Source organism: Roseivirga sp. (assembly GCF_965216855.1).
Taxonomy (GTDB): domain Bacteria; phylum Bacteroidota; class Bacteroidia; order Cytophagales; family Cyclobacteriaceae; genus Roseivirga.
On record NZ_OZ244204.1, the window covers coordinates 3119991 to 3135806 of the forward strand.

A 15816-nucleotide genomic window follows, 5' to 3' on the forward strand; every position below is an offset into this window, starting at 1 on the left:
AGATACTATTGTTGATGTTATTCTATTCGGCTGTAAAGTAGTCAGGGCCACCGTTCGTGGCCCCGACTTGAGACTCAACTAAACCGACTATTATTTCTTATTAATGATTGCGTCAGTGTTGCTTTCAATATCTTTTGAGTGAGTTTATGACATGACTGCCATAATGACCAGGGCCCAATCTGCATGAGACTGTAGTCCCAACTTGTTTCTTATGTTTTTTCTATGCTCATCATAAGTGAGAACAGAAATAGACAAGGTTGTAGCTATTTCACTCCGCGAATGGCCATTTGCCATTTGCTCAAGGATCTCTAATTCTCTTGCAGAAAGAGAATCGAGAATTTCCTTCTTTCTAGTCTGAATTCTGTTGGTCATTGTCAGTGGTGAAGTACCCTAATTAGAGTACTTATTCTTGTTACTAAATTTGGTGATTGAAAAACTCAGATTCAGATTAATGTTATGATCAACCTGTTCCTTGTCATGAACGACATGGGGGTAATGGTCTTTTTAGACACCACTGACTAATTTATTGTCACGAATGACAATAAATATGGTATGAATGGTTAGGCTCTGTTATTAAGAATTGAGTCAAGTTTCTCCCTGAAACTCCGGCTGACACTTAGTTCCGTGCCGTCCTGCATTACCACTTTACTGGAGTATACAGATTTGACATAGTCGATATTAACGATGTGGCTTCGATGAACCTGAATGAAGCGTTTGGAAGGTAATTCGCTAATGATATTTTTGAGCGTATTCCTGTCTACTTCGGGCTTCTCTTTTGAAATGAGGTGTAATTCCAGATAGGGGCCATCTGAGGAAATGTAATTCAGATCATTCAATCTGATGAGTGCTTTGCTTTTTAGTGTAATATGCTCAATGTCCTGATTATTCTCTTTCGCGAGTTTATCGAGTTCACTTTTGATTTCTGTCAATTGACTTTCCTTACTGATGTTTTCGGACTTCTCCTTTCGATAATATCTAAAAAGAAAGATAGTAGCTCCCAATAAAAGAACTGTTACTGCCACGATTTGGAAAGTTAATCCCTGATAAAAGGCTTTTTGAGCAGACTCTTGCTCTATGATGTCATCTTTTTCCAGCAGAGCTAATTGAGATCTTTGCTCAGCAATTCTGGCATTCTCGGAAATTCGCTGAGGAGAGATTTCAAGGTCACTGTAAAGCTTTTCATATTTTAGGGCTGTCTCGGTGTCGTCCAGTTGCTGATATAGTTCAGACATAATGCGGAAACCATTCTTGGAGAGATGGACAATTGAATTCCTGTTAATGAATTCTTCAAATTCAACAGCAAAGGCTCTGGCTTCTTCCAGCTCACCTGTGAGCATTTTCAACTGAATCTTTGCCAGATAAAGGTCAATTCTGGCTGGAGGCGGAAACCTGTATTGGGCAAGGAGGGAAGTGCCTGTTTCAATGTGCTTTTGGGCCAGTTCGGGTTTTTCCCAAAGGACAGCTATCTTGGCCATTTCGAGTTGAGGTCTAAGTGTTTGTTGCCAATGGCCGGAAGCACTTGTGACTTCATAGGTTTTGTTAAAATAATAATAGGAGGAGTCAAGGTTGTCCATTTCCATAAAGACCTGCCCCATTCCCGCATAGACAGCTCCCGCAACAGACTCCGAGGGTACATATTCTACCTTTATATTTCTATAAGCATCTAAAGACCTTTCATAAAGTCTTAGACTGGTGAGCATCTGGCCAAGGCTTAAGTAGCTCATACTGATAGGGCCGATGGTGTCTCCCTCTGAAAGCTCTATGGTCTTTTCGAGACTGTAGATAGCTCTGGAGAATTCACCTAATCTTTTATAGACATTGGCCTGATTTCCATAGGCCGATCGTTTTGCCGAGGTATATTCGGGATCATCTCCGCAGAGAGCAATCATTTCGTTTTGTATGTCCAGTGCCTGTTCCAGTTCATTTGTTCTGGTGTAGGCAATACCCAGGAAGTTCATGGCCCTAACCTGCAGACTTTTGAAACCGAGGTCCTGAAAGGCCCTTCTGCTGATTTCAAGTTCACCGATAGCTCTGTTCAGGTCTCCCTGGTGATAGGATGCAATGGCTTCGAGAAATTGCTTACCTGCTAAAGCAAGGTCTGGGTTTTGATAATCTGAGTTAGCCAGAGAGTCGGCATAGAAATAAATACTGTCTACCTGTGTGCGATTATAAACACTACCTAGAGTAATAAGTCCCTCCAGGCGTTTCAATTCAGTCTCAGCCTGTAAAATGTCAGACTTAAGGTCTTGAAAGTCTCGTTGAGCATGTAGCAGGGAGCTACATACCAGGAGTAGTATTAGGGTAATTCTGGAAACACACACGCAGTGGCAAAATATAGGGAAGTGAGTATTTACACAAGTATATTGAAGGGTTATTGAGTTGTTTTTATCTGAGTATTAAAAGAAAAAGGGGCTAAAATACAGCCCCTCAGTTAGTTATCTTGGAATAGCTCAATACTATTTCGCATAATTCACTGCTCTCATTTCCCTGATCACAGTGACCTTAATTTGTCCCGGGTACTGCATTTCCTTTTCAATCTTCTGGGAGATATCGAAGGAGAGTTGTGCTGCCTGGTTATCAGTCACGGACTCAGCATCTACCATTACTCTCAGTTCTCTACCGGCCTGAATCGCATAACACTTATTGACACCTTCAAAATTGAGAGCCAGTGTTTCCAGTTCTTTCAGGCGCTTAATGTAGGATTCCATCACCTCTCGTCTTGCTCCTGGTCGGGCACCGGATATGGCATCACAGGCCTGCACTAAAGGAGAGATCATTGAGGTCATTTCCATTTCATCGTGGTGGGCGCCAATAGCATTACATACTTCTGGATGTTCTTTGTATTTCTTTGCCAGTTCAAAGCCCAGAACTGCGTGTGGCATTTCTGGTTCCTCGGGCCATACTTTACCAATGTCATGAAGCAGTCCTGCTCTCTTGGCCCGTTTTGGATTTAGGCCCAACTCAGAAGCCATAGTAGCACAGAGGTTCGCTACTTCTCTTGAGTGTTGAAGTAAATTCTGACCATAGGACGATCTAAATCTCATTCTACCCACAAGCTTGATCAGTTCCGGGTGTAAACCGTGAATGCCCAAATCAATGACAGTTCTTTCTCCTATCTCGGAAATTTCCTCTTCAATGTTCTTAGTAGTTTTATTGACCACTTCTTCGATACGAGCGGGGTGGATTCTTCCGTCCGTTACCAGGCGATGCAATGAGAGTCTGGCGATTTCCCGTCTCACCGGGTCGAAGCCGGAGATAATGATGGCTTCTGGCGTATCATCTACAATGATCTCTACACCGGTAGCTGCTTCAAGGGCTCTGATATTTCTTCCTTCGCGGCCAATGATTTTACCTTTAATCTCATCACTTTCGATATTGAAAATAGAGACACAGTTTTCAATGGCATGCTCAGTTGCCGTTCTCTGAATTGATTCTATTACGATCTTCTTGGCTTCTTTGGCTCCCGATAGTTTGGCTTCATCAATGATGTCTTTTACCAGTGCTGAAGCTTTGCTTTCGGCCTCGTCTTTTAACGTTTCTATCAGTTGTTCCCGAGCTTCATCGGCAGAAAGGTTAGCAAGCTTTTCAAGCTCTTTCACTTTCTCCTCTACTTTGCCCTCAAGTTCTTCTTTTCTTTTTCTGACAATCTCAAGCTGGGCTTCTACATTCTCTTTAAGGCTCTCCAGTTCAGCATCTTTTCTATTGATTTCAGACTGTTGCTGGTTGAGTTTAGACTCACGTTGTTTGAGCTTATTCTCGTTAGAAATGATCTGATTTTTCTTTCGGTTTGCCTCTTCTTCAAAGTCTGCCTTGAGCTTAAAGTACTTTTCTTTAGCTTCGAGAATTTTGTCTTTCTTGATATTTTCGGCTGTTAGTTCAGCCTCCTTGATAATGAGTTTTCCCTTTTCTTCCAGTTCTAAGGCTGCTTTTTTGTTCAGCTTTTGAAGCAGGAACCTTCCAAGCAAAAAGCCAATAGCCAGCGCTCCGATGGCTACCAACAATATAGTTAGCGTATCTCCCATAAGTATTTATAATCTATGAGGAGGCCAACAATTCTGTGAGTTGATGTATGATTAAGAGAGGGTGTCGCGTATCAGTTTATCCAGGTTTTCAATAGTGCTTTCTGCTGTGCTATCGATTGCAGTCGACTCTTCATCAGTTTTTAGCTTAGCTACCATACTGTCGAATGCTACCATTGCCAGCAAATCTTCTTTGTCATCAATTCCAAACTTTTCTCTGTAAGATTTAAGTTTTTCATTGATGAACTTACCTGCGCTTCGTACCCGGGCTTCCTCTTCCGGTTTCACCTTCATCGGATACTCGCGGTCTCCTATTTTAAGTTTTATTGATAGAAGATCCATTTATCTAAAATTAGCTCAAATGAGCTATACAACGATCAATCTCTTTTATATACTCGTTTAACTTATTTTTCAACTCAACAGCCTCGTCTTTCTCCACTGTTGTGCTAGATACAATTTTAGCGATTTTGTACTGATTTTGAAAATCAGTTAGCTTAGCCTGTAAGCCTTCAACCTCTGCTTTAAGGCTTTGGTTGGTTTGTTCTAACTGATTATTCCTGGACCTTTCCGACTGATAGGCTTTTATCAGTTCCTGAATACGTTTTTCAAGCCCTACTAGCTTTTGATCAATCGGATGGTTGGTCATTATTTTCTGATGGTTGCTCCCAAATCTTTTTCAAAAGCCGTCATCAATCTCTGCATAGTCTTGTCAATTACCTTATCAGTTAAGGTCTGACTTTGATCTTGCAGGAAGAAACTAATAGCATAAGCCTTTTCATTAGCCCCTATTTTGTCTCCTTCATAAACATCAAAAACTCTTAAACCAGTAAGGAGCTTTGATGCATTTCTTTCAGACAGCCTTCTAATGTCCTCAAATTTTACTGATTTGTCAATAACCAATGACAAGTCTCTTTTGACTTCCGGGTATTTTGAAAGTGGCTGGAAATCAACGATCAATGGATAGTTTTCTTTGAGCATCTGCCAATCAAGATCAGCATAGAATACTTCCTGCTTTACTTCGCATTGTGCGGCCATCTTCGGATTTACCTTTCCAAGGGTTACAACTGTCTTCTTGTTGTAGCTGATTTCAATGGCATAACTCCAAAGATCAGAGCCTGCTTCACTGATTTCCAATCTGTGCATTCCAAACTTGTTGAGCATCTGATAAACCAGTTGTGCCAGATCGTGAAATCTTACTGGTCTGCTTTGGTCCAACCATGATTCAGACTGATTCTCACCGGTTAAAAAGATCCCAAGGCGACTTAATTCAGTGTACTTACCTTCTTTTTTGAGGTGATAAGTAGTTCCGAATTCATAAACCTTTAGGTTGGTTTGCCTACGCTTTACATTCCTGTCGATGACTTCTAATCCTGAGAAGAGCAGTGATTGACGCATTACATCAAGTTCTTCACTCAGGTAGTTGAGTATTTTCACATCATGCTCTGAATTGATTGATTCAGAAGCCTCAGCATATTGATGCTTGGTAAGAGAGTTTGTAACTATCTCATTGTAACCCGCGCCAGAAAGAATTCTGGAAACTTCTAACTGCAGTGAGTCACTATCTTTTTTCGGAAACTCTGAAAGAAAGCTTGAGCTTAGATGAGGGTTCAGTTCAACATTGTTGTAGCCATATATTCTCAATACTTCCTCAACAATGTCAGCCTCGCGTTGAACATCAACTCTGTAAGGAGGTACAATGGCTGTAAATCCTTCTTCTGTTTTATTCTCTAATTGAATGTCTAATCCATTCAGAATGCTTTCTATTTGCTCTTTGGTCAGTTCCTTACCAATCAACTGGTTGATTCTATGGTAGGTAACTTCAATGCTGAAGTCTTGAATGGGTTCAGGATAAATATCATAAACTTCTCCAATGACCTCTCCTCCGGCAACTTCCTGAATGAGCTGAGTGGCATACTTTAGGGCCAGCATAGTCATGTTTGGATCGGTGCCTCTTTCATAGCGGAAAGAAGCATCAGTCTTCAGTTGGTGTTTCTGCGCAGTTTTACGAATACTGTCTGGAGAAAAATAGGCACTTTCCAGAAAGACAGATGTGGTTTTTTCAGTTACCCCTGATTTAATACCACCGAAAACACCAGCGATGCACATACCATTAGTGGCATTGCAGATCATGAGGTCCTCAGCAAAAAGCTTTCTTTCTTTCTCATCAAGGGTGGTGAATTTGGTGCCCTCAGCCATGGTTCGGACAATCACCTGATTGCCTTCAATGGCTGCTGCATCGAAAGCATGCATAGGTTGTCCGAGGCTATGAAGCACATAGTTGGTCACGTCTACCACATTGTTGGTAGGGTTAATACCAATAGCTTTTAGCCTGGTTTGCAGCCACTTGGGAGAGTCCTGAACCTTAACGTTTTTTATTGTCAGACCAGAATATCTTGGGCAGGCCTCGGTATTTTCAATGGTCAGTTTTATTCCCTCCTGAGAGCTGTCTGACTCGATTTCTTTGATTTCGGGTAGTTTAATGGCTTTGCCCAAAGCGGCTCTCAGATCACGGGCCACTCCAAGGTGAGAGGCAGCATCGGCACGGTTAGGCGTAAGCCCGATTTCAATGACATAGTCTGATTCCAGGTTGAAGTATTCAGCGGCAGGGGTACCATTGGGTAAATCGGTATCCAGTACCATAATACCATCATGAGAGGTGCCGAGTCCGATTTCATCTTCAGCGCAAATCATACCTTCAGAAACTTCTCCTCTGATTTTAGCTTTTTTAATCGTGAAACTATCTCCTCCTTTCGGATAAAGTGTTGTTCCAACTGTTGCCACTATCACCTTTTGTCCTGCGGCTACATTAGGCGCTCCGCATACAATAGGAGAGGGTTCATCAGTACCAATATCGACAGTTGTTACTTTTAATCTGTCGGCATTTGGGTGCGGTGTAGCAGTGAGCACTTCTCCTACTACCAGGCCTTTCAAGCCTCCTTTTACACTTTCTACTTCTTCCAGACCCTCAACTTCAAGTCCTGTATCGGTAAGGATTTTCGAAATTTCTTCCGGACTCTCAGTGAGATTGATGTATTGCTTAAGCCAGTTGAGTGATATTTTCATATTAACTGATGAACCTTTGTCAAAGAATGGGCAAAATTAGTGATTAATTGCTGCTATTGGCAGGCTTAATAGTTTTTGTAATTTTTTTCTCCAGCTTCAATGGGTATGTCTAGCATGTTTTGTCTGGGGGGGATTGGACAGCTGTATTCCGGATTGTAATGACAGTAGGGGTTATAGGCATTATTAAAGTCGATTACCACGGAATTAGTGTTTCTGTACATCACGTCAATATATCGGCCCCCGCCATAAGTTTCTCCTGCGCTGGTTTCATCGGCAAACATTAGTGATAGCTTGTTGGGGTCGTTTTCTTCCCAGTCCTGGTAAAGCATCACAGTGTGTTCACTTCCCTGCAATTCAAATGTGGCCCTGGCAAATGGAATATACTTCAATTGTTCACCTGTTGTGGACTCAATAAAGATAGGTTGTTTATTTGCGGTTTTTTCCAATCGGGCAGTGACTTTATAGTCGGGATTTACCGGGAAGTAATTGAGTCCTTTAAATTCAGGTTTTTCTTCCTCGAGTAGTGGAGAACTGGACGAGAGCATGAATCCGTTCTTATCTTTTCTCTCTTGTTCTATTCTTTCAATGTAGTCTTCTGAACTTTCCCCAATAGTCAGAAAATTGAAAATAGTGACGGCCACAATGGCCACGATTAAGATAATGAACAGGTTGCTCTTTTTCATGGTGTGAAATTACATTGAGCGATGTTAAAATGCGAGTAATGAGGGCTTTGAATAAGAAGATTTTAGAGTCTGCCTTCATCAGCGAAACTATAGAAACCGGCATCAGCGAAAATAATATGGTCCAGAACGGGTATTTCCAGAAGTGAGCCGGCATCAACCAGTTTTTTAGTCAGCTTTATATCTGCCTGACTGGGCTTGAGGTTACCGCTGGGGTGGTTATGGACTAAGATCACTCCGCTGGCCAGATCTTCCAGCGCTGATTTAAAGATAATCTTAGGGTCGGCTATGGTTCCGCTAACCCCTCCCTGGCTAATTAATCGTTTTTTGATGACGTGATTACTTCTGTTCAGCATTATGACCCAGAATTGTTCTACAGGTTGGTCTAGCAATTCGGGAGCGATAGCTTCATAGGCATCTTTGGCTTTATTGATTTTAAGCCGGCTTTTAATCTCAGTTTTCTTTCTTCTTCGCCCCAACTCAAGGGCACTTACAATACTGATGGCTTTTGCCTGGCCAATACCTTTAAAGTGGGTAAGGTCTTTTACGGTGAGTTTGGCTAATTCATTCAGGTCATTGCCTACATGGAGGAGTATTTTTTTCGATAATTCTACAGCACTGAGGTCTGCAGTGCCGGATCCGATGAGGATGGCCACGAGCTCCGCATCAGATAAAGCTGTACGTCCTTTAAAGAGTAGCTTTTCCCTGGGCCTGTCTTCAACAGCCCAGTTTAATATTTTGAGAGCTTTCTCCATGGTTTAATTTGGAGAAAAGATATAAATAATTCATGTGATTAATAAAGTAGAGACATAAAAAAACCGAACCTTAGCAGGTTCGGCTTCACTTAAAGTCTTTAGAATTAAAGCGCGTTAACCAATTTAGTCAACTTAGACTTCTGGTTAGATGCCTTATTCTTATGGATAATGTTTTTCTTAGCCAATTTGTCCAACATACCGATTACTTTCTTCAAAAGCTCTTGGGCTTCGGCTTTGTCAGTTGTATTTCTCAACCTCTTCACAAAAGTACGAGTCGTTTTGTGCTGATATCTGTTTCTCAAACGCTTTGCTTCGTTTGATCTGATTCTCTTAAGTGCTGACTTGTGATTTGCCATTTATATTTCTGCTTTCTGAATTGGGATGCAAAGATAGGTCTAATTCAATTATTTGCAAAGCATTGAAGATAAATTTCGGAATTCCTTCTTGTGACTTCGAAATTGACCTGGCCAAAGTTAGGTCAGAATCTTACGATTAGCCAATACTTTATCGTGTTTTCAAGTTGAAAATGATTAACTTTTAATTGTAATCAGCTGACTATGAAGTATTTGTTAACACTTATGATTTTGTCCATCACCTTTCTGCCAGAAGTAAAAAGGTTTGATGAAGCATTTCCGTCCAATGCCCTGGAGGGTGCATGGGAAATGAAGGCCGTTAATGGAAGAAGCCCAGATTCAAGGGCGGTGCTATTGATAGAGTCTCCTTATGTTTTCTATACAGAGTTTGATGTAGACCAAAAAACTTTTGTGGGTTCTCAGGGCGGGGCTGTAGAAATCATTGCCAACAAACTTTTCTATACTACTGAATTCAATACCTGGGATAGCAATCAGGTAGGAGTGAAAATGGAGATGACTGCGGAATTAAAGGCTAATGAGCTTACACTCCATTACACTAATGAAGGCGAGACTACCACGTTGGTTTTTGACAGGATTGATAATGGTACCGGTGATCTGGCCGGTGCCTGGAGAATTACCGATCGCATGCAAAACGATGAAATGCGAGCCATGCCTCAGGGAGATCGGAAGACCATTAAAATGATCACAGGTTCACGTTTTCAATGGGCTGCATTTAACCCCGCTACTAAGCAGTTTTCAGGTACGGGTGGTGGAACGGTAACTGTAGAGAATGGTAACTACACTGAGCATATCGAATTCTTTTCACGTAACTCTGAAAGGGTAGGGGCATCCCTGAGCTTCAATTATAAGGTAGATGGGAATAAGTGGGAGCATAGTGGATTGAGTTCATCAGGAAGCCCAATCAAAGAAATCTGGACACGGCAATAATAGGCAGGAGATACTCTTGTAGTCATCTTACTCGACCATTTTTGGCACGGTAATGGAATACCTGTAGCCAATGCATTAAAGAAAATGGTCCGGACCTTGGAAATAAGTCAGAAACTTTAAAGTCAAGGTTATGAAAAGAGTAATACTATTATCAGGAATATTGATCATGTTTTTCTCAGCCGATATATTGGCACAGAGAGGAAGGCAGGACAATCGCGGAAGACGCGACAGAAAGGAAGATGTAAGAAGGAATGATCGTGGAAGAGACGATCGTGATGGTCGCAAAGACAGGTATGGCAGAACTGTTAAAGTGGTAGACAGAAGAGTTTATCGCGATAATGGCAGAGACTTTAGGAACAGAAACAACGGAAGGCGTTTCAATGATAGAGGCTACTATACCAGAAATTCAAGGGTTTACTACGATTATGACTTTAAAAGAGGAAGAAGAGTAAAAGTAAACCGTGGATACAGGCCCAGCAATAGACATATCTGGGTTTCAGGTTACTGGCACTATGATAGAAGGCTGAGAAGAGATATCTGGATTGATGGCCATTGGTCACTCAGGCTATCTCAACACCGATGGATGCCAGGTCACTATAGAGTTTTTAACGGTGTGAGAGTTTGGATTGAAGGATGTTGGACCGTTGGTTAATATAGACTCCGATCAGGAATGGTCGGAGTTTTTTATGGTCATACGTTTTAAAGGTTCGGCAGAAACACCCATGTGAGAATCATTATACACCACATTACCATTTTCTAGAAGAATTACCTGGGGTGACTCATGATAAACTCCAAACTTGTTTTGTACGGCATTGGAAATATCTCTATGAGCAATAAGATCCAAAAAGTAGGTTTTAATGTGATTAAGCTCACCTGTCCATTCTCTTTCCAATCTACTGAGGGCCATTCCTGAAATGCCACATCGGGTGCTGTGCTTGTAGATCAAGACGGGCTGCTGATGGCTTTCTTCCTGAATTGTATCGAGTTGTTCTATGTTGTTCAACTCTTGCCAGTTCATTCCCTCTTTCGGTGCTTTATTTCCCTTTTTCCAGAGCATGTTAATAATCGTGTAATTCCAATATTTTGTCTTTCAACCTTTTTACCGGTAAAAAGTTCTCTTCCAGTGTTTTAGTAAATGGAACGGGTGTGTCTAAACTGGCTATTCTTGCCACCGGGGCATCCAGATGTTCGAACAAATGTTCGGAAATCCATGCGGCTATTTCGGCACCAATTCCGCCAATGAGTGTATCCTCATGGAGGATTAGTACTTTGTTGGTTTTCTTGACTGACTCACCCACGGTTTCCTGATCCCAAGGGCTCAAAGTTCTTAAGTCGATTATCTCCATAGATATTTCCTTCAACTCTTCGGCCAGAGCTTTTGCCCAATGTACTCCCATGCCGTAAGTAACGACAGATATATCATCTCCTGTTAATGGAATTGCCGCCTTGCCGACTTCTACAGTATAATAATCATCAGGGATTGCTTCAGTCAAAGAACGGTAAAGGGCCTTGTGCTCAAAATACATGTAAGGATTAGGGTCTTCAATGGCTGCATTGAGCAGGCCCTTGGCATCATACGGGTTGGATGGATATACAATCTTTAATCCAGGAGTATGGAAGAACCAGGCTTCGTTAGATTGAGAGTGAAATGGTCCGGCACCAACTCCTGCACCTGTAGGCATTCTCACTACCACATCAGCATTCTGATCCCAACGGTAGTGGATTTTGGCCAGGTTGTTAACGATTTGATTGAAGCCACAGGTAACAAAGTCTGCAAACTGCATTTCCACCACAGCTTTATAACCATTAATACACAGACCCAGGCCAGCTCCTATAATAGCCGACTCACAAAGTGGCGTGTTTCGGATTCTGTCCCTTCCAAACTTTTCCAAAAAGCCCTCGGTGATTTTAAAGACCCCACCATAGTCTCCGATGTCCTGCCCCATCACTACTAATTGATCGTATTTCTCCAGGCTTTGTTTGAGTCCATCTGAAATCGCGTCTACAAAACGTTTATCGCTTTTAGTCTCTGTAGCGGGAGGAATTACGGTTTGCTGATAAGCTTCGAACAAATCGGTTACTTCTGTATCCAGATTGAATTCAGGAAGTTCTTCTGCATAGGCGGCTTCCAGCCCGGCTTCAATTTCAGCTTTAATTTCACCTTTGTATTGAGCAATACGGTCCGGAGTAAGTACTTTATTCTTCAGCAGATACTGCTCGTAGTTTTCAACCGGATCTTTTTTTGCCCAATGTTCCATCAATTCTTTAGGGACATATTTAGTACCGCTGGCTTCTTCATGGCCTCTCATTCTGAAAGTGAGCGCTTCAACAATCACCGGTTTCGGGTTTTTTCTAATCTCTTTGGCCAGTTTTGTAATTGTTCGGTGGACTTCCAGGATATTATTCCCGTCAACCTGAACGGCTTCAATGCCGTAGGCAGGACCTTTGTCTAAGAAACTATTGAATCGGAACTGTTCATGACTTGGGGTGGAAAGACCATAGCCATTATTCTCAATCACGAAGATAACCGGCAGGTCCCAGACAGCAGCTACGTTCAATGCTTCATGAAAATCACCTTCCGAGCTGGCTCCATCACCTGTAAATACAAGGGTTGCCTTTTGTTCCCGTTTCAAAGTGTTGGCCAGGGCTATGCCATCGGCCAGTGCCATTTGTGGTCCAAGATGAGAGATCATACCAACTACATGGTGCTCCTTTGTACCGAAATGAAATGAACGATCTCTTCCCTTGGTGAAGCCACTTAGTTTTCCCTGAAATTGAGCAAACAGACGGTTAAGAGGAAGTTTTCTTCCTGTAAATACCCCCAGGTTTCTATGCATAGGCAAGATGTACTCATCTTTTTCCAGTGCCTGAACTGCGCCTACTGAGATAGCTTCCTGGCCAATGCCTGAGAACCATTTGCTGATTTTTCCCTGTCTTAGCAGGATCAGCATTTTCTCTTCAATAAGTCTTGGTGTAATCAGCTCCTTGTAGAGGTGAAGGAGCTCTTCTTCTTTGTAACCGGTTTTACTAAATCTCATAGGTGGTGATGTAGAGAGCAAAATTAAAGTAAAGGGGCAATTGCAAAAATTAAGGGCCATTATTTTTAACTTGGCGCCCCGACATGATTAGCTACGAAAGATTTACGCTGAGTAATGGGCTGAAAGTGATCGTGCACGAAGATCATAGTGCACCGATTGCTGCCGTGAACCTCCTGTATCAGGTAGGAGCCAGGGATGAAAATGAGGAAAAAACAGGATTCGCACATTTGTTTGAGCACCTCATGTTTGGAGGTTCCAGACATGTACCCGAGTATGATGAACCTCTGCAAAAGGTGGGGGGCGACAATAATGCCTTCACCTCGAACGATATTACCAACTACTATATCACCTTACCCTCGGCTAATTTAGAGACAGCCTTCTGGCTGGAGTCTGATCGAATGTTAAGCCTGTCTTTTGACCCGAAAGTACTGGAAGTTCAGCGTTCAGTGGTGATTGAAGAATTTAAGCAGCGTTACCTGAATCAGCCCTATGGCGATGCATGGTTGAAGCTGAGACCGCTGGCTTATCAGAAACACCCATATCGCTGGGCTACTATTGGTAAGGATATCAGTCATATTGAAAAGGCTACCATGGAAGATGTGAAAGACTTCTTCTTTAGATATTATCTTCCGAACAATGCCATTTTGGTGGTAGCCGGAGATGTTACGCTGGAATCGGTCAAAACTCTCGCAGAAAAGTGGTTCGGTCCTATTCCTGCTGGCTTACCGGTTGAAAGAGATTTGACCGTTGAGCCAGAGCAGAAGGAATACAGACTTCTGGAGATGGAGGAAAATGTGCCGGTGGATGCACTCTATATGGTTTTTCATATGCCCTCGAGAATTGACGAAGCCTATCATACGACTGACCTATTGAGTGATATATTGGGTAGAGGAAAATCTTCCCGTCTTTACAATGAACTGTTGGAGAAGCAGCGGATTTTCAACTCAATTTCAGCACATGTTACCGGCTCATTAGACCCGGGACTCTTTGTGATTGAAGGAAAATTGAACTCGGGAAGAAGTATAGAGGAAGGAGAAGAGGCTATCTGGAAATTGATAGAAAACTTTAAATCAGAAGAGTTAGCTGAATCGGAAATAGAGAAAGTTAAAAACAAGGCTGAGTCTACACTGGTTTTTTCGGAGATGGAATTGCTAAATAGAGCCATGGGGTTAGCCTATGCAGAAATGATGGGTAATGCTTCTTTGGTGAATGAAGAAGTGGACAAGATAAGAAGGGTGACAGCAGCTGATATTTCAGATCAGGCGAAGAAGATACTGCGAAAAGAAAATGCTTCGGTACTAAGGTATAAGTCAAAAAGAGATTAAATGAAAATAAGAGTAGGCTTTGGTTATGATGTACATCGCTTAGATGAAGGCCAGGACTTTTGGTTGGGAGGTATCAAGGTGCCTCATACCCATGGGGCCGTAGGTCATTCAGATGCCGATGTTTTGATACATGTTATCTGTGACGCACTCTTAGGGGCAGCCAACATGCGTGATATTGGATATCATTTTGCTGATACAGATCCTGCCTACAAAGGAATTGATAGTAAGATATTGCTTCGGAAGGTGATGATGCTCATAAGAGATGCCGGTTATGAAGTATCGAATATCGATTCTACTATTTGTTTGCAAAGGCCAAAGGTTAATCCACATATTCCCGAAATGAAAACCTGCCTGGCAGAAGTCATGAATATTCCTGAAGAGGATATCTCCATTAAAGCAACTACCACTGAAAAGCTCGGATTTGTGGGTAAGGAGGAAGGAGTTGCTGCCTATGCCACCGTACTCATTCAAAAACCATGAGTGACTCCCCAATCAGAATAATCACTACTTCTGATGGCTCTCATTCTTTGTATAATGAAGAGTTAAGGGAAACCTATCACTCAACTCATGGAGCACTTACAGAGTCGTTACATGTTTTTATTAAAGAAGGGATAGACTACCTGAGAGCCCGGGGTGTTAAAGATTTTTCCATACTGGAGGTAGGTTTTGGTACAGGGCTCAATGCTCTGTTAGTATGGGACTACTGTAGGAAAAACCCCGGGATAACCATTCATTTCGAAACCCTGGAGCCTTTTCCCCTCACGAGCGACTTATTTGAGCAGCTCAATTATGTAGAGGCTTTTGAGACCAGCCTTGCCCATGCTGATTTTCTCAAAATGCACCAGTCCGGTTGGAGTGAAAATCTTGTGCTCGAGTCGAATTTTTCCTTTGTCCGGCATAAGACTCCATTATTAGAGTTTAAATCTGATCAGCTATTCAATCTCGTATTTTATGATGCCTTTGCGCCAAGTAAGCAATCGGAGATGTGGGATATTGATTCACTTGGTAGTATTAATAATGTAATGGATTCACTTTCTACATTGGTGACCTATTGTGCGCAGGGTCAGTTCAAGAGAAATCTAGCTCAGTTGGGTTTAAGCGTAGAAACGTTGGATGGACCTCCGGGTAAGAAAGAAATGGTAAGGGCTAACAAGACTCAATAACTAAATAAATTGAGTTGCTATTTTCCTGACACTCGTTAATTAAATTGTATATTTCCATACTAAATTTCTATTTATGAAAAGGAAATTTTCCAATTCTATGCGATATCTGTTTTTTCTATTAATTGGCTTTATGATGGTCAATTGTGCTTCGTCACAATTTCCCGTCAGTGAGAGCGGTGTTATACAAGCTCAACAAGAAACTATGAACAAAGATGCGGTCAGGTTAAAGGCCAGGATCATTAGCCGAAATAAGTCTGTTGGTGACAGGAACAGCTATACGATTCAGGTAATGGAAGTGATAGATCATGGAGATACCTTTGCCCGTGCAGAGCCCCGCACTGCAGAAATGGCGACTTTATATACTCCTGCTGATGTTAAGTTCAAAAAGAACGCTGAAGTGCTGATTGACGCACTGACTCCAATTAACAGAGGAGAGATTTTAGAATTAAATATGGTGGTAGAATAACTAGGT

Annotated in this window: 17 protein-coding genes; 6 read left to right on the forward strand and 11 right to left on the reverse strand. The window is 42.0% G+C overall.

Going from position 1 to position 15816, the window contains the following annotated elements; all coding sequences use genetic code 11:
• Positions 1–144: 144 nt before the first annotated feature.
• From ACOOEY_RS13880 to rpsT, 9 genes are all read right to left on the reverse strand, one after another.
• Entirely contained in the window at positions 145–372 is a 228-nt protein-coding gene (locus ACOOEY_RS13880; RefSeq protein ID WP_420385321.1) for a response regulator transcription factor, read from the reverse strand.
• Positions 373–560: 188 nt separating this feature from the next.
• The gene (locus tag ACOOEY_RS13885; protein ID WP_420385322.1) at positions 561–2321 is read right to left on the reverse strand and encodes a LytTR family transcriptional regulator DNA-binding domain-containing protein; all 1761 of its coding nucleotides are present in this window, start codon (positions 2319–2321) and stop codon (positions 561–563) included.
• A gap of 135 nt (positions 2322–2456) precedes the next feature.
• Complete coding sequence (gene rny, locus ACOOEY_RS13890; RefSeq protein WP_420385323.1) at positions 2457–4022, reverse strand: ribonuclease Y; 1566 nt, start codon at positions 4020–4022, stop codon at positions 2457–2459.
• Positions 4023–4073: 51 nt separating this feature from the next.
• Entirely contained in the window at positions 4074–4361 is a 288-nt protein-coding gene (locus tag ACOOEY_RS13895) for a cell division protein ZapA (protein ID WP_420385324.1), read from the reverse strand.
• 10 nt (positions 4362–4371) lie between these two features.
• Positions 4372–4665, reverse strand: a complete 294-nt coding sequence (locus tag ACOOEY_RS13900) for a hypothetical protein (RefSeq protein WP_420385325.1) — start codon at positions 4663–4665, stop codon at positions 4372–4374.
• The gene (gene pheT, locus ACOOEY_RS13905; RefSeq protein ID WP_420385326.1) at positions 4665–7082 is read right to left on the reverse strand and encodes a phenylalanine--tRNA ligase subunit beta; all 2418 of its coding nucleotides are present in this window, start codon (positions 7080–7082) and stop codon (positions 4665–4667) included. Before pheT ends, ACOOEY_RS13900 begins: the two co-directional genes overlap by 1 nt.
• 65 nt (positions 7083–7147) lie before the next feature.
• Positions 7148–7765, reverse strand: coding sequence for a DUF1684 domain-containing protein (locus tag ACOOEY_RS13910; RefSeq protein WP_420385327.1), 618 nt, complete (start codon positions 7763–7765; stop codon positions 7148–7150).
• 62 nt (positions 7766–7827) lie between these two features.
• Complete coding sequence (radC, locus tag ACOOEY_RS13915) at positions 7828–8517, reverse strand: RadC family protein (protein WP_420385328.1); 690 nt, start codon at positions 8515–8517, stop codon at positions 7828–7830.
• Positions 8518–8621: 104 nt separating this feature from the next.
• Positions 8622–8873 carry a 30S ribosomal protein S20 gene (rpsT, locus tag ACOOEY_RS13920; RefSeq protein ID WP_068218253.1) on the reverse strand — a complete coding sequence of 84 codons (252 nt, stop codon included), beginning with the start codon at positions 8871–8873 and terminating at the stop codon, positions 8622–8624.
• 201 nt (positions 8874–9074) lie between these two features.
• On the opposite strand from rpsT, the gene ACOOEY_RS13925 reads away from it, so the two are divergent.
• Positions 9075–9818 carry a membrane or secreted protein gene (locus ACOOEY_RS13925; RefSeq protein ID WP_420385329.1) on the forward strand — a complete coding sequence of 248 codons (744 nt, stop codon included), beginning with the start codon at positions 9075–9077 and terminating at the stop codon, positions 9816–9818.
• Positions 9819–9948: 130 nt separating this feature from the next.
• Positions 9949–10470, forward strand: a complete 522-nt coding sequence (locus ACOOEY_RS13930; RefSeq protein WP_420385330.1) for a hypothetical protein — start codon at positions 9949–9951, stop codon at positions 10468–10470.
• Between the two features lie 12 nt (positions 10471–10482).
• Here ACOOEY_RS13930 and ytxJ read toward each other — a convergent pair whose 3' ends face one another.
• The gene (ytxJ, locus tag ACOOEY_RS13935; protein ID WP_420385331.1) at positions 10483–10875 is read right to left on the reverse strand and encodes a bacillithiol system redox-active protein YtxJ; all 393 of its coding nucleotides are present in this window, start codon (positions 10873–10875) and stop codon (positions 10483–10485) included.
• A gap of 1 nt (position 10876) precedes the next feature.
• Positions 10877–12856 carry an alpha-ketoacid dehydrogenase subunit alpha/beta gene (locus ACOOEY_RS13940; protein WP_420385332.1) on the reverse strand — a complete coding sequence of 660 codons (1980 nt, stop codon included), beginning with the start codon at positions 12854–12856 and terminating at the stop codon, positions 10877–10879.
• Between the two features lie 83 nt (positions 12857–12939).
• Between ACOOEY_RS13940 and ACOOEY_RS13945 the strand changes: the two genes are divergently transcribed.
• The 4 genes from ACOOEY_RS13945 (at position 12940) to ACOOEY_RS13960 (ending at position 15810) form a co-directional block, all read left to right on the forward strand.
• Positions 12940–14181, forward strand: a complete 1242-nt coding sequence (locus ACOOEY_RS13945) for a M16 family metallopeptidase (RefSeq protein ID WP_420385333.1) — start codon at positions 12940–12942, stop codon at positions 14179–14181.
• On the forward strand, positions 14182–14661 hold the full coding sequence (ispF, locus tag ACOOEY_RS13950) for a 2-C-methyl-D-erythritol 2,4-cyclodiphosphate synthase (RefSeq protein ID WP_420385334.1): 480 nt from the start codon (positions 14182–14184) through the stop codon (positions 14659–14661). It begins immediately after the preceding gene.
• The gene (gene mnmD, locus ACOOEY_RS13955; RefSeq protein ID WP_420385335.1) at positions 14658–15344 is read left to right on the forward strand and encodes a tRNA (5-methylaminomethyl-2-thiouridine)(34)-methyltransferase MnmD; all 687 of its coding nucleotides are present in this window, start codon (positions 14658–14660) and stop codon (positions 15342–15344) included. The genes ispF and mnmD overlap by 4 nt, the downstream gene beginning before the upstream one ends.
• Before the next feature lie 73 nt (positions 15345–15417).
• Entirely contained in the window at positions 15418–15810 is a 393-nt protein-coding gene (locus ACOOEY_RS13960) for a hypothetical protein (RefSeq protein ID WP_420385336.1), read from the forward strand.
• The last annotated feature ends 6 nt before the right edge of the window (positions 15811–15816 follow it).